Here is a 14,956-nt window from a genome sequence, read left to right on the forward strand (position 1 = left end):
ATTTCCACGTATATAACTTGAACTGCTTTCTGAGTCATTCAAGCGTACAATAAAATTTTTAGTGATTGTGTGACGTTTCAATTATTTAAGTAATAAGTCTTAGTTTGGCGTTGCTTTTTGGAGTGTTTAAATCTTTTTGTATAAGTCTTATTTTTGTGGTAATATCGTCATGAATAAAAATTCGAGATAATAATAGATAAGAAGGTTAAAAAATATATGAAAGATAATTTTTGGCGTGAATTACCGCGTCCATTTTTTGTTTTGGCGCCTATGGAAGACGTAACAGATGTAGTCTTTCGCCATGTGGTCAGTGAAGCGGGAAGACCTGATGTCTTTTTCACTGAGTTTACAAATACGGAAAGCTTTTGTCACCCTGAAGGTGTACACAGTGTACGTGGCCGTTTAACGTTTACAGAAGACGAACAACCCATCGTTGCACACATTTGGGGAGATAAACCTGAACATTTTCGTGAAATGAGTATTGGTATGGCAGAGATGGGTTTTAAAGGTATTGATTTGAATATGGGTTGTCCAGTTGCGAATGTTGCAACAAAAGGTAAGGGTTCAGGTTTAATACTACGCCCAGAAACAGCAGCTGAAATTATTCAAGCATCTAAAGCAGGAGGACTACCTGTAAGTGTTAAAACGCGATTAGGTTATTCTGAAATTGATGAGTGGAGAGAATGGTTGAAACATGTTTTCAAACAAGATATTGCGAATCTATCCATCCACCTTCGTACACGTAGAGAGATGAGTAAGGTAGACGCACACTGGGAATTAATCGGTGAAATAAAACAACTGCGTGATGAAATAGCACCAGACACATTGTTAACGATAAATGGTGACATTCCAGATAGAAAAACAGGACTTGAGCTGGCAGAAAAGTATGGTATTGATGGCATTATGATTGGTCGAGGAATTTTCCATAATCCTTATGCCTTTGAAAAAGAACCAAGAGAACATACGAGTGCAGAACTTTTAGACTTGTTAAGACTTCATCTTGATTTGTTCGACAAATATTCACAAGAAGAAACACGCTTATTTAAACCGTTGCGCAGATTCTTTAAAATATATGTGCGTGGTATCAGAGGTGCAAGTGAGTTAAGACATCAACTGATGAGCACAAATACGACTGACGAAGCACGTGAATTACTAGATGAATTTGAATCTAATATGGAAACAACAATACAATAGTAAAAGTTTGAATATATCAATAGGCTTGGAAATCTTGAAATTTTAGATTTTCAAGCCTATTTTTGTTTAATGGTAAGTGAAATAACGAATGCAATAATCATAAAACTAGTAATCATTAAAACGACACCTGGCCATTGAATATAGTTATAAAATACACCGGCTAAAGTACCGCCTACAGAAGACCCCATATAATAAAACAATAAGTAAAGGCTCGAAGCCTGTGCTTTATGATCTTCCGCACGACTGGTAACTACTGCACTTGCGATTGCATGACCACTAAAAAAAGCATAAACACTAAAAGCTAAGCCAATAATTTTGAATGTTAGCGGTGGTAATAAAGTGATGTTAATACCAAAAATTAATAATAAAACACTAAATTTCAAAGCATTTAAAGTACCTAATTTCGTACGTAATTTTGCATTGAGTATTGAGGAAATCATACCTATTAAAAACAATAAATAAATAAAACTAATGATACTATCATGTAAATTGTATGGCTTTTCTGATAACACGAAACCAATATAGTTAAAGGCAGCGATGTTACAACCAAGTAGCAGAAAGCCAATCATAAAAGGTTTGAGTAATCGAATATTTGTTAGATGTTTATAATAGCTAATTAATAATGCATTGACAGAAAAACGCTGCTTTTCAAAATGTTTAGATGATGGTAATAAAAATGTAAATAAAATGGCAGCAATGACACTGATTAAACCTATGCAAATTAGACCTGTTTGGTATCCATAAATACTTGAAATAAAGCCGGTGAATATTCTTCCAAATGCACCACCAAAAGCGTTTCCACTAATATAAATGCCCATCGCTTCAGGTAGATTGTGCGAAGAAATTTCTTCACCAATATATGCCATTGCGATTGAAGGTAAGCCAGCTAAACATATGCCTTGTATCAATCGCACAATTAAAAAGGTATTGAAATCTGTTAAAAATGGTTGGATTAAGGCGAGTAAGGATACAGAAAGAACGGAAAATATCATTATAGGTTTACGGCCTAAAACTTCAGATATGGCTCCGAAAAATAGCATGGCAAAGGCAAGTGTTAAAGTTGCTGATGATAAAGCTAAACTTGCCTTTGTTTCGCTCACATTAAAAGATTTTGTAAAATGAGGGATTAATGGTTGAACACTATAAAGTATTGAAAATATAGTGAATCCAGAAATAAAAAGAGCCACGATGACTTTAATATATGTCTTTGATCCTTTTACTGCATAATTATTATGAACTTCATACATGTTGAATCCCTCACTTTTAATTAATAATTCTATGTTAGCACGTAATATAGCATACCAAAAAGACACTGTTTTTAATTTTTGATAAAGTGATTTGTAATATTTAAGAAAAAATGGATATGAAATCAGGAGATTAAGTGTAAAAAGTTTACTGTTATAGTCGATTTACAACAGCTGTAATATAGATGTATAGTGTTCAATTAAAAGTAATGGAAACGCTATCTGTTTATCTAGAAGGAATTTTCAAAAAATTTACGTTACATCACAAACAAATTACTAACAAATTAAAAAACAGTTTCTGCTATTCTCTTTATACAGTTTCTCTGATACTATTGTGTTTGTAAAAATTTTGGGAGGACTTATTAATTATGAAAAAAATGGTTACAGCAACAATTGCTACGTTATCTTTAGGTGCCATTGGTGTCGCACAAGGAGAAGCACACGCTTCAGAAAACAATCAATCAAATACACAATATACAAGCAATCACGCGAGTAGTGATATTTTTAACTATGGTTATATCGATCAAGATGATAATGGGAACTATCATCACACATTAGATGGAAACTGGGATCAATCTATGTTTGATCAACAACAATATTATTTCTATTTAATAGATAATGAAGGGAATTATCATTACTATTATTTCCCAATGAATAATCAAAGTGCTAACACTTCAAACGTTGATAATGTAAATGCTTCAGATGATAATAACTACACTGATGACCAAAGTCATGAAGAAGTACAATCAGAGGGTTATGACATCAACCAACCATCAGAAAACAATGATGTTGATAATAGTGCAACAACGAACCAAAGCACTGAATCTGAACAAACAACACAAAGTAATTCTAATAACGTAAATAATACAGCAAAAAATGCAGCAAATAATGTAGGAAATAATACACAAAATAACGCATCAACAAATAACAATTATGAAACGAGTTACACACAAAATAATGGTACTAATGATGTACAACAAAATGCTACATCAAGTAATGATTCAACACCACAACAACAAGCTGCACCACAACAAAACAATACACAATCAGAAGCAGCATCAAACAGTAGTAGTAATAATAGTACGCATTCATCAAATTGGTTAACTAAAAACCGTCAATTACAACCTTATGGTAGCTACCATAGCGGTGGTGCACACTATGGCGTTGACTATGCTATGGATGAAAATACACCTGTTTATTCACTAGCAGATGGTACTGTAATTCAAAGTGGTTGGAGTAATTATGGTGGCGGTAACCAAGTTACAATCCAAGAGAAAAACAGTGATAACTATCAATGGTATATGCATATGAATTCTTTAAATGTTAAATCTGGCCAAGAAGTTAAAGAAGGACAACAAATTGGTTTATCAGGAAGCACAGGAAATTCTACTGCACCGCATCTACATTTCCAACGTATGTCAGGTGGCGTGGGTAACGGATATTCTGTTGATCCAACTTCATATGTAAATTCAAAATCATAATATACGACACATATTGGTCGCCTTTGAAATCCTTTTAAGGATGTAGAAGGCGACTTTTTTGTTTAATTTCGACAGTAAACTATGATTTTTTGTCGATAATAACTTAGATAATTTGAATTATGGTTCATGACATATCATAATTACACTAAAATCACATTGAAAGGGAAGATGATATGTTTACAGTTTATGCTCATAGAGGATTATCAAGTAAAGCTCCCGAAAATACGTTGGCAGCATTTGACGCAGCAGCAAATGTGACTGGATTAAAATGGATTGAGCTTGATGTTGCAATTACAAAAGATGAACAGCTCGTCATTATTCATGACGATTTTTTAGATCGAACAACAGATATGATAGGTGAAATTACACAATTAAATTATGATGCAATCAAAGATGTATCTGCTGGTAATTGGTTTAATGCAAAATATGCAGAAGAAAAATTACCGACTTTTGATGATGTGATTGCGTTTGCTAATAAATATAAAATGAATTTAAATATAGAATTAAAAGGTGTAACTGGTGGAAATGGCAGTGCTTTATCCGAAAGTATGGTTAAACAAGTTGCAGAAAAATTAAAAGCATTAGATTCAGACTCGGACGTTTTATTATCTAGTTTTAATATTGTTTTATTGAAATTATCACAGCAATTAATGCCACAATATAAGCGAGCAGTTCTTTTTAAAGCAGCAGCTTTTACAGGTGATTGGAGAACACTTTTAGATTATTGTGGATCAACGATTGTCAATATAGAAGATGCGAAACTGAGTCAAGCACGCGTGCGTTCAATTAAAAATGCAGGTTATGAGTTAAATGTATGGACTGTAAATAGTAAAATGAGGGCAAATCAATTGTCAAATTGGGGCGTAGACGGCGTCTTTACAGATAAAGCAGATGAGTTAGTCCATTTAAATAGTGGCTTTAATGCTTATTAAGTTAAATATCATTATCGTATATAAAACGGGGCTATCTAAAGAATTGAAGTTTAGTAGCCCCGCTTTTATTTTGATATAGAAAAAGAGAAGTTTTTTAAATACCGCTATGTGATTCATTATTTTTTATAATTAGCAATTGTTCAAAAATGATATAAAGTTATAAAAATTTAAAATGTCCTTTGCTTTAATTATACTATGAGAATTTCAGATATTATAGTCTATATTATTAAATAAATATTGCATATAATAATTTAACAGCTTAATGATTATGAGGGGGCTACACGATGAACAGTACAAAAGCGCAGTTTGGGCAAAATTTATATTTACATGGGACGAAAGCTAAATTGGAGATTGGTGATTTATTATATCCTTTGTATAAATCTAATTATCAAGACCGAATTATGAATCATATATATTTCACTGGTACATTAGAAGCAGCAAAATGGGGAGCTGAACTTGCAGTTGCTTTGTCTAAAAATATAGCAAAAGAGCATATTTATGTTGTTGAACCATTAGGAGAGTTCGAAGACGATCCGAATGTCACAGATAAAAAATTTCCTGGCAATCCAACGCTTTCTTATCGCTCTAGTGAACCACTGAAAATTGTCGCGGAATTAAGCGCATGGGAAAGACATTCGGATGACGAAATTAATCAAATGCTCAAAGACATAAAGGAATTGCGAGACAAAGGACTAGACGTTATTGAAGATTAATATACTGATAGAGACATTCAACTATGCGTACCAATTGAATCAATGTACAGATAAGGCATAGTAAATTAAGTCAAATGAAATAATAATCTTATTTTACACATAAATAGTATGGACATAGTATAGTAATCATATAACTATATAATATAAAAGGATTAAAAATTATGTTTTATAAATTGATAAAAGTATTACCAACAGCTATTTGTGGATTAGCATTAGGTATCGCGTCGCTTAGTAATTTGCTGTTTAATATGACTTGGCATGGCTTTGCGGTGTTATTTTTTATATTGAGTTGTATCATTTTATTGTTATTTATACAAAAATGCATCTTATATCCCAATACAGTACGGAATGAATTGAGCGATCGTAATATCTGCGCTACTTTCCCAACTTTTCCAATGGCTCTAATGACAATCATTTACATCATAAAGCATCACTTAAATATCAATCTAGGTATGCTAATATGGTTATGGTGGTTAACGATTATCATCCAATTCATCATTATCGTAGGTTTCATCTACTATCATCTAATATTACATAACAAAGGTACTGTTTTGCCGAATACGAGTTGGTTTGTCACATTTGTAGGAATAGGTGTAATATCTGAAACTGCAAAAGAATTTAATCCAGTTTTAGGTGAATTCACGGTATATATAGCAACTTTTTGCTTTATAATATTAATAGCGATTATTTTAATCAAAAAAACTTGGCGCTTATATAACGAAAACCAATTTCCAATGGCAGTCATCATAGCGGCTCCAGCAGCACTTTGTTTTAATGGCTATTTAATTAGTGCAAAATTTGATGACTTCATATTGATGATAGTTGGCTTTATCATATCCCAATTACTTTTTGTAATTTCTTTAACATTTATTCCTAAGTTAATGGCTATCAATTTTAAATTTTCATTTGCTGCTTTAACGTTTCCATGGGTAACAACAGCGACTGCTTATTTTAATTTTATGTATCATATGCGTTTTCCGAGCCCAATACAAACCTTATTACAATTCATGTTGATATGTGAAATTATTTTTGTGTCATTGGCCGTGGTATATGTCATTTTGGGTTATATTGTTTTTTTGAGAAAAAGAATCAACAGTAAAGTGATTTAAGATAAAGGAGTGGTTGTAATGACTTATAATTTTAATGAAGTTGTTAATAGAAAGCAGACGAGATCAGTTAAATGGGATACTATGGAGGATGTGTATCATATTGATGATGCTTCAGACATACTGCCAATGTGGATTGCAGATATGGATTTTAAGGCACCTCAACCAGTGATTGATGCATTAAAAAATAGTGTCGATCACGGTGTGTTTGGCTATTCTTATTTAGATGAACACTGTAAAAATGCAATTCAATCTTGGTTTAACAAACGTCATGAGTGGCATATTGGGAAAGATTGGATTCTTGCGCATTCTGGCGTAGTTCCTGCGATTGCATCAATTATTGAGACATTTACGACTCCAAAAGATAGTTTTTTAATTACGCCTCCAGTTTATCCACCTTTTTCCAATTTACCTTCAGGTATGAATCGACAATTAATTACGTGTGCTTTGATAGAAGATGATAGAAATTACTCAATTGACTTTGAAGACTTTGAAGAAAAGTTGAAGCAAAGCGTAAAAATGTTTATCTTATGCAACCCGCATAATCCAGGCGGGATTGTTTGGTCTAAAGACACTTTAAAAAAAGTGATTGAACTTTGTGTTAAATATGATGTGTTAATATTATCAGATGAAATCCACGCCGATTTGGTATTTCCAGGTTATCAACATATTCCTCTTGATAAATTAGCATCTGATAAAGAAGCACAAAAAATCATTACCTGCACTGCACCTACAAAAACATTTAATCTAGCAGGTATTCATGCTGCTCTGATTATTTCGCCTGATAAAGATGTTAGACAAGCATTAGAGGCTAATTTTACGGCACATGGTTTAGGTGTTAACCGTATTAGTCCATTTGGAGCAGCTGCACTAGAATCTGCTTACAACCATGAGAAGATTGGTTTAATGAACTTATAAATATTGTTTCTTCAAATATGGATTATGTTATTTCAGAAATTACCAAAGCTATGCCACAAATAAAGATTAAAAAGCCTCAAGCAACCTATTTGTTATGGATTGATTATAGAGAAACTGGCTTGACTGAAGAAGAAATAATGGCAAAATTACTAGAAAAAGGTAAAGTAGCGCTTGAACCAGGGACAAAGTATGGGGAAGAAGGAAGAGGTTTTTTAAGAATGAATGTGGCTTGTGCACCCCAAACTGCTAAAGACGGCGTTGAACGTTTTATTAAAGCGTTGAAATAAATTTACCTCCCAAAATTTTAAGACATATTTAAAAAGGATTGTGACTTATGGAAATAAAAAATAATGACTATGAAAATTTGCTATTTTACTTTGCATATAAAACATTTATTACGACAGCGGATGAAATCATTAAAGATTATGGTTTGAATCGCCAACACCATAGATTTTTATTTTTTATTGAAAAAGTCCCTGGTATCTCGATTAAAGATTTATTGAAAAATCTAGAAATTTCAAAGCAAGGTAGCCATGCAACTTTAAAAAAACTAAGAGATGAGGCCTTCATTGTAGAAAAACAAGCGCCAGAGGACAAGCGTATTAAAACGTTGTATCCAACAGAAAAAGGCCGAAACTTAGTTCGTAAATTAAATAAAGCACAAAATGATATGTTTAAAGAAATTCAAGAAAAAGTAGGCAATGATTGGTATGAAATTATGGAAGAATTTGCTTCGTATAGAGAAGGGTTTCAATCAGTAAAATATTTGAAAGGTGACCGAGAATAATTTTTTAAGTATTTTTGTCAATAGTGTAGCGAAGTTACATCTGCTGAATACAATTATTTATATCAGAGGTTTGTTTTCTAGATTTTAGAAAGCAAGTCTCTTTATTTTGTTTGGAGGCGTAAATAAGTCAACAAACTTGACCTAATTTATTTAACAAGTTATATTTAATGTGTAATGAAAATGAAACACATTAAAGGAGAAATGATGTATGCAAAAAAGAGTAGGACAATATTTGATGGATGCAATTCGCTCAGTTGGTGTTGATAAAGTATTTGGCGTGCCTGGTGATTTTAATCTTACATTTTTAGATGATATTATCAATCGAGATGATATGGAATGGATTGGTAACACAAATGAACTTAACGCTAGTTATGCAGCAGACGGTTATGCCAGAATCAAAGGCATTAGTGCAATGGTAACAACATTTGGTGTGGGAGAGCTAAGTGCGGTTAACGGTATAGCAGGTGCATATGCGGAACGTGTACCAGTCATAGCAATCACAGGAGCACCAACTCGTGAAGTTGAACGTGCTGGTAAATATGTTCACCATTCATTAGGTGAAGGCACATTTGATGATTATCGTAAAATGTATAAACCTATCACAACAGCACAAGGATATATTACTCCAGAAAATGCACAAACTGAAATTCCAAGATTAATCAATGCAGCAATTAATGAAAAACGTCCCGTGCATATACACTTACCTATCGATGTAGCTGCTGTAAATATTGAAGTACAAACACCGTATCAATATACGGCGCCAGTCAAACAAGATGTTGACAGTTATATAGACATAATAGAAAACAAATTGAAAAATGCGAAACAGCCTTTAATTATTACTGGTCATGAAATCAATAGTTTTGGGCTGCATGACAAACTAGAACAATTTGTTAACCAAACGCATATACCAGTTGCTCAATTGTCCTTAGGTAAAGGGGCTTTCAATGAAGGAAATCAATATTATATGGGTATTTATGATGGAAAGATCGCAGATGAAGAAATTAAAGATTACGTAGATCATAGTGATGTAATTTTGAATATCGGTGCAAAACTTACGGATTCTGCTACGGCTGGATTTTCTTATAAATTCAATTTAGAAAATGTAATCATGATTAATCATCATCATTTCAAAGTTGATGAATTACGCGATGAAGAAGTAAGACTTGCAGATTTACTAGATAGTTTATTAGAAATTGATTATACGGCTGACGTAAGCTATCCACGTTATCAAGTAACCAACGAAACGGTTGAATTAAGTGATGAGCCATTAAAACAGTCAACATATTTTAAATTAATGCAACAATTTATTCAACCCAAGGACGTTATACTTGCGGAACAAGGAACATCATTCTTTGGTGCTTATGACTTACTTTTCTCTAAAGATAATACATTTATAGGACAACCATTATGGGGCTCAATCGGTTATACTTTACCTGCGACTTTAGGAACACAAATTGCAGACAAACAACGTAGAAATGTGCTGTTGATTGGTGATGGTTCACTACAGTTAACTGTTCAAGCATTATCAACAATCATACGTGAGGATTTAAAACCAGTTATTTTTGTAATTAATAACGATGGTTATACAGTGGAACGTAAAATTCATGGTGAAAGCGCACCATACAACGATATCAAAATGTGGGACTACAAGCAGTTACCGTTCGTGTTTGGTATGAAAGATACTGAAGTTAAGATACATGATGTTACAACAAGTAATGCGTTAGCAACAGCATTAAATGAAATCAATCAAACTCCTAACATGATGCATTTTGTAGAAGTGCACATGGATGTACATGATGCACCAGAAAAATTAGATGCGATAGGCAAAGCTTTTGCCCAACAAAACGGGTGATAATTGGAAATTTTTTAAAAACAGCACATATTTGTTTACAATTGAATTGTGAAGTTAGGTTATCTATAGGCTTAAATAAAGTTATTATCAATAACACCAAAACAAAGGAGAGATTGTCATGACAGTAAATATAAAAGATTATGTTGATGAGAATTATGGATTGTTAATTGATGGTGAATTTGTAAAAAGTAATAGTGGAGAAACATTAGAAGTTGTTAATCCAGCTACAGGGGAGATACTATCAAATATTTCCAAAGCTGACGAAACGGATATCGACAAAGCTGTATCATCAGCCCAAAGCGCCTTTGAATCATGGAGTTTAACTTCAAAAGCAGAGCGTGCGAATTTATTAAGAAAAATCAGTGAAAAATTGATGGCAAATAAAGATAAACTTGCAACAGTGGAAACCTTGAATAATGGTAAACCGATTCGTGAAACTTCAACGATTGATATACCATATGCTGCAAGACATTTTAACTATTTTGCAAGTGTTATTGAAACACATGAAGGTTCGGTTAATGATATTGATAAAGATACTATGAGTATCGTACGTCATGAACCTATTGGTGTTGTTGGCGCTGTAGTAGCTTGGAATTTCCCAATGCTCTTAGCAGCATGGAAAATTGCACCAGCCATTGCTGCAGGGAATACAATTGTTATTCAGCCATCTTCCTCAACGCCTTTAAGTTTATTGGAAGCAGGAAAGATTTTTCAAGAAGTATTGCCACAAGGTGTGGTTAATATCGTAACTGGTAAAGGTTCAGAATCAGGTAATGCTATTTTTAATCATGAAGGTGTAGATAAATTATCATTTACAGGTTCAACAGATGTCGGCTATCAAGTTGCCGATGCAGGTGCAAAACGTATTGTCCCTGCCACATTAGAACTTGGTGGTAAAAGTGCCAATATTATTTTGGATGATGCAAATTTAGATTTAGCTGTTGAAGGTATCCAACTCGGTATATTATTTAATCAAGGTGAAGTATGTAGTGCAGGTTCACGTTTATTGGTTCAAGAAGGTATATACGACACGTTGATTTCTAGATTAAAAGAGGCATTTTCAAATATTAAGGTTGGTGATCCATTAGATGAAGATACTCAAATGGGCAGCCAAACGAGTGATGAACAGATGAATAAAATATTGTCTTATATCGATTATGCTGAACAATCAAATGCTGAGGTGTTAACTGGAGGCAAACGTATTGTTGAAAATGGATTAGATAAAGGATACTTTATAGAACCAACGCTGATTGCAGTTAGTGATAACCAAAATAAATTAGCGCAAGAAGAAATCTTTGGTCCTGTTTTAACAGTAATTAAAGTGAAAGACGATCAAGAAGCGATTAAAATTGCTAATGATTCTGACTATGGTTTAGCAGGTGGGGTATTCTCACAAGATATTACTCGCGCATTGAATATTGCTAAAGCAGTTAGAACAGGCAGAATCTGGATAAATACGTATAACCAAGTGCCTGAAGGCGCACCATTTGGTGGTTATAAAAAATCAGGTATTGGTCGTGAAACGTATAAAGCAGCATTGAGTAATTATCAACAAGTTAAAAATATATTTATTGACACAAGCAATGAATTAAAAGGCTTATATTAAACATTTGCCAATACACTTTGTGAAAATAGTATTAAAAAGCAGGCTCGAAAATTAGAACGTTAATTTTCGAGCCTGCTTATTTAAAAATGTTTAACAAAACATGATTAAAACAAATATCAAAGCGCATTTTGTAACTCGTTATTAAGTATTGAATTTGTTGAATACATCTATGATGATTTTCGTCGTATGCGCTTTTAGAATCATAATTTTTATGTCGTGAAAGTCTTATGACTCATTTTTATGATCTACTTCTTTATAATTTACTTCATCATAATTTGTTTCAAGTTTACGCAATTCATCTCGAGTTTCTTTCTTTAATCCTTCACCATAATCCATCATTTTTACAATATCTTTAAAAGCAGCATAAGGGATAGCTAATTCATCTATATCTTCCAGAGTTACATGCAAATCAATGTCATCTGGTCTTCGTTCTTTTAATTTAGTAACGAAGTCTGGTTCAGTGACGAATGGTGATGACATGCCCACCATATCCGCATTTTTTAAGGCATCCAAAGCACTATCAGGAGAATTAATACCTCCACTAGCAATGAGTGGAATACGTCCGTTAAGATATTTATAAACGACCGCATTGACATATTCTCCGGTATATTTTCCTTCAGAACGTACTTTATTTTGATAAATTTGACGTCCCCAACTTGCAATCGCTAAATATTGAATGTCGGCAGTTTCTAACACCCAGTCTAAGTGACGATTAAACTCATCAACAGTGTAACCTACATCACTACCACGTGTTTCTTCGGGTGTGGCACGATAACCTAAAATAAATTGTGAAGGTGCTTCTTGATCAGTAACATTTTGAACAGCTTTTAAAATCTCTAATTCAAAGCGTGATCTATTCTCTAAATTTTGGTTACCATATTCATCAGTCCTTAAATTAGAGAAAGTCGAGAAAAAAGTTTGGATTAATAAACGTTGTGCAGCTGAAATTTCAACGCCATCAAATCCTGCTTTAATTGCACGTGATGTCGCATCTGCATATTGTTGTATAACGGATTTGATTTTGTCTGTAGTCATAGATAAAACTTCATGCTTAATTGGAGAATTTAAAGTCATCGCACTTGGACCATATACTTGACCAAAGTTTAAAATAGCTTGATTTGAAAAACGACCAGCATGCGTAAGTTGTAGTATTGCTTTGTTGCCATTTTGTTTCATAGCATTAGCTAAAGTTGTTAAGCCAGGAATACAACTATCATCTGTAATGCTAAAACCATATTCAAATAATTGTCCATAAGGTTCTATATAAGCGGCACCAGTAACTTGAAGCGGTGCTGAATGTGCACGACGTCGTGCATAGTTAATATCTGCTTCTGTGATATGTCCGTCTTGTGTAGAAGAATTAGTCGTCATTGGAGATAAAACAAAACGGTTGTTTAAGACAATACCATTTGGCAATGTTAGTGGCTTTAATAATGCATTGTAATTCTTATTCATAATTATAACCTCTATCTTCGTTGTTATTAATAATTTTAAAGTAACACTTAAATATAAAAGGGTCAAAACGGTTAAAAAGTAGAAAATTTTTAAGCAAAATCTAACAAAAATTCTCTATATCCGTTATCCTATAAGGTGTAGACAATTTAAAGTGGACGCATGTTGTATTAAGTAAAGTGTATAGTGATGTTACGTTGCATTTATCTTAACTGAAAGACATAAGATACTCAAATATACTTGCTTTAAGAACAATCGTTAACAAAGCGTATTGTATAATGTATGATTGGTGGAGGTGGTAATTCACGTGGTTCAATTTAATGTGTTAGATTATGCTGTGATTGACGAAGGCAAATCTGCCGAAGAAGCTTTACAAGATACTGTTCGATTAGCACAGTTAGCTGACAAACTCGGCTTTAAACGTTTTTGGTTAACAGAACATCATAATGTACCAGCATTTGCATGTAGTAGTCCTGAATTATTAATGATGCAAATTTTAAATAAAACAAAGAACATTTCTCTGGGGTCAGGTGGGGTGATGTTACCTCATTACAGTCCATATAAAGTTGCTGAAAACTTTCGTATGTTAGAAGCACTTCATCCTGGACGTGTCGATTTAGGTATTGGCAATAATGCAGGTACTGCTCAAGTGAAATCGGCGATGAATGAAACAAAATCACACTTTTTAGACTACGGGCAGTCTATTGAAGATGTGAGACATTATTTAACAGAGCAACAGACGCAGCAACGACATCATCGAGTTGTAGCACAACCAAGTACGAAATTCATGCCCAGCATGTGGTTGCTAAGTACCAGTGTAGCATCAGCTAAAAAGGCGGGTGCACAAGGTATGGGTTATACATTAGGTACTTTTCTATTACCTAATGCTAAAGCAATAGCTAAAGCAAAAGATAGTGTGAAAATGTATAGAGACGCATTTCAACCATCGTCATTAAATATGGAGCCATCTGTGATGATTACTGTCTTTATTGCATTAGCTGATACAGTAGAAGAGGCGGAAACATTGAGCCAAAGTCTAGATATATGGTTATTAGGTAAGGAACAGTTTGCTGAATTTGAACGTATGCCCTCGCCTGAAACAGCACAATCTTATCATTGTACAGAGAAAGATGAGCGACAAATAGCTCAAAGTCGTGCACGCATCATTGTGGGCACCAAAGAAAGTGCGAAACCACAAATAGATCACATGATACAAGATTTTAATGCAGATGAAATCATGGTGGTGCCTTTGATACCGAGTATTGAAGCACGTTGTCGAGCTATTGAATTGCTTGCAGAAATATATTTATAAATTATTTATGAAGGGAAGTATTTATTATGAAAAAATTAGCGAATTATTTATGGGTAGAAAAAGTAGGCGCACAATATGTTTATAGTATGACGCCAGAGTTACAAGACGATATAGGTACAGTTGGTTACGTAGAATTTATAGGTAACGATGAAGTGAAAGTAGATGACGAAATAGTAAGTATTGAGGCTTCTAAGACAGTGTTAGATGTTCAATCTCCATTAGCTGGTACGATTGTAGAACGAAATACAAAAGCAGAAGATGAACCAACAATTTTGAATTCAGAAAAACCAGAAGAGAATTGGTTAGTTAAATTAGAAAATGTTGATGAAGCAGCATTTAACGCACTACCAGAGGCATAA

General features: G+C 33.5%; 14 protein-coding genes. 12 read left to right on the top strand and 2 right to left on the bottom strand.

Features of this window, described 5'->3' with window-relative positions:
* Window positions 1-216 precede the first annotated feature (216 nt).
* Window positions 217-1,194: a tRNA dihydrouridine synthase gene (locus NST87_RS01100; RefSeq protein ID WP_040030328.1), complete on the top strand. Its 978-nt coding sequence runs from the start codon at window positions 217-219 to the stop codon at window positions 1,192-1,194.
* 56 nt (window positions 1,195-1,250) lie between these two features.
* On the opposite strand, the gene NST87_RS01105 is transcribed toward NST87_RS01100, so the two are convergent.
* Window positions 1,251-2,441 (bottom strand): MFS transporter, encoded by a 1,191-nt coding sequence (locus NST87_RS01105; RefSeq protein ID WP_040030327.1) that lies wholly within the window; start codon window positions 2,439-2,441, stop codon window positions 1,251-1,253.
* 365 nt (window positions 2,442-2,806) lie between these two features.
* Here NST87_RS01105 and NST87_RS01110 point away from each other — a divergent pair, with 365 nt between their 5' ends.
* From NST87_RS01110 to NST87_RS01150, 9 genes are all read left to right on the top strand, one after another.
* A complete protein-coding gene (locus tag NST87_RS01110) occupies window positions 2,807-3,919 on the top strand; it encodes a M23 family metallopeptidase (protein WP_040030326.1) in 1,113 nt (370 codons plus the stop codon).
* A 173-nt stretch (window positions 3,920-4,092) separates the two neighbouring features.
* Window positions 4,093-4,851 (top strand): glycerophosphoryl diester phosphodiesterase, encoded by a 759-nt coding sequence (locus NST87_RS01115; protein ID WP_040030325.1) that lies wholly within the window; start codon window positions 4,093-4,095, stop codon window positions 4,849-4,851.
* A 284-nt stretch (window positions 4,852-5,135) separates the two neighbouring features.
* Window positions 5,136-5,564, top strand: coding sequence for an NAD(+)--rifampin ADP-ribosyltransferase (gene arr, locus NST87_RS01120; RefSeq protein WP_040030324.1), 429 nt, complete (start codon window positions 5,136-5,138; stop codon window positions 5,562-5,564).
* Window positions 5,565-5,725: 161 nt separating this feature from the next.
* On the top strand, window positions 5,726-6,673 hold the full coding sequence (locus NST87_RS01125) for an SLAC1 family transporter (RefSeq protein WP_340721221.1): 948 nt from the start codon (window positions 5,726-5,728) through the stop codon (window positions 6,671-6,673).
* A gap of 18 nt (window positions 6,674-6,691) precedes the next feature.
* Complete coding sequence (locus NST87_RS01130; RefSeq protein ID WP_313957099.1) at window positions 6,692-7,588, top strand: MalY/PatB family protein; 897 nt, start codon at window positions 6,692-6,694, stop codon at window positions 7,586-7,588.
* A gap of 17 nt (window positions 7,589-7,605) precedes the next feature.
* Window positions 7,606-7,875, top strand: a complete 270-nt coding sequence (locus NST87_RS01135; protein WP_313957100.1) for an aminotransferase class I/II-fold pyridoxal phosphate-dependent enzyme — start codon at window positions 7,606-7,608, stop codon at window positions 7,873-7,875.
* A gap of 47 nt (window positions 7,876-7,922) precedes the next feature.
* Window positions 7,923-8,375, top strand: coding sequence for a MarR family winged helix-turn-helix transcriptional regulator (locus NST87_RS01140; protein ID WP_040030322.1), 453 nt, complete (start codon window positions 7,923-7,925; stop codon window positions 8,373-8,375).
* Between the two features lie 208 nt (window positions 8,376-8,583).
* A complete protein-coding gene (locus tag NST87_RS01145) occupies window positions 8,584-10,227 on the top strand; it encodes an alpha-keto acid decarboxylase family protein (protein ID WP_040030321.1) in 1,644 nt (547 codons plus the stop codon).
* A gap of 118 nt (window positions 10,228-10,345) precedes the next feature.
* Window positions 10,346-11,833, top strand: coding sequence for an aldehyde dehydrogenase family protein (locus NST87_RS01150; protein WP_040030320.1), 1,488 nt, complete (start codon window positions 10,346-10,348; stop codon window positions 11,831-11,833).
* Window positions 11,834-12,058: 225 nt separating this feature from the next.
* Here NST87_RS01150 and NST87_RS01155 read toward each other — a convergent pair whose 3' ends face one another.
* Entirely contained in the window at window positions 12,059-13,288 is a 1,230-nt protein-coding gene (locus NST87_RS01155; RefSeq protein ID WP_019469143.1) for an NADH-dependent flavin oxidoreductase, read from the bottom strand.
* A gap of 304 nt (window positions 13,289-13,592) precedes the next feature.
* Here NST87_RS01155 and NST87_RS01160 point away from each other — a divergent pair, with 304 nt between their 5' ends.
* Both NST87_RS01160 and NST87_RS01165 read left to right on the top strand, forming a co-directional pair.
* The gene (locus NST87_RS01160; RefSeq protein WP_019469142.1) at window positions 13,593-14,597 is read left to right on the top strand and encodes an LLM class flavin-dependent oxidoreductase; all 1,005 of its coding nucleotides are present in this window, start codon (window positions 13,593-13,595) and stop codon (window positions 14,595-14,597) included.
* Between the two features lie 26 nt (window positions 14,598-14,623).
* Entirely contained in the window at window positions 14,624-14,956 is a 333-nt protein-coding gene (locus tag NST87_RS01165) for a glycine cleavage system protein H (protein WP_019469141.1), read from the top strand.

This window comes from Staphylococcus sp. FSL W8-0271, from assembly GCF_038006605.1.
GTDB lineage: Bacteria > Bacillota > Bacilli > Staphylococcales > Staphylococcaceae > Staphylococcus > Staphylococcus cohnii.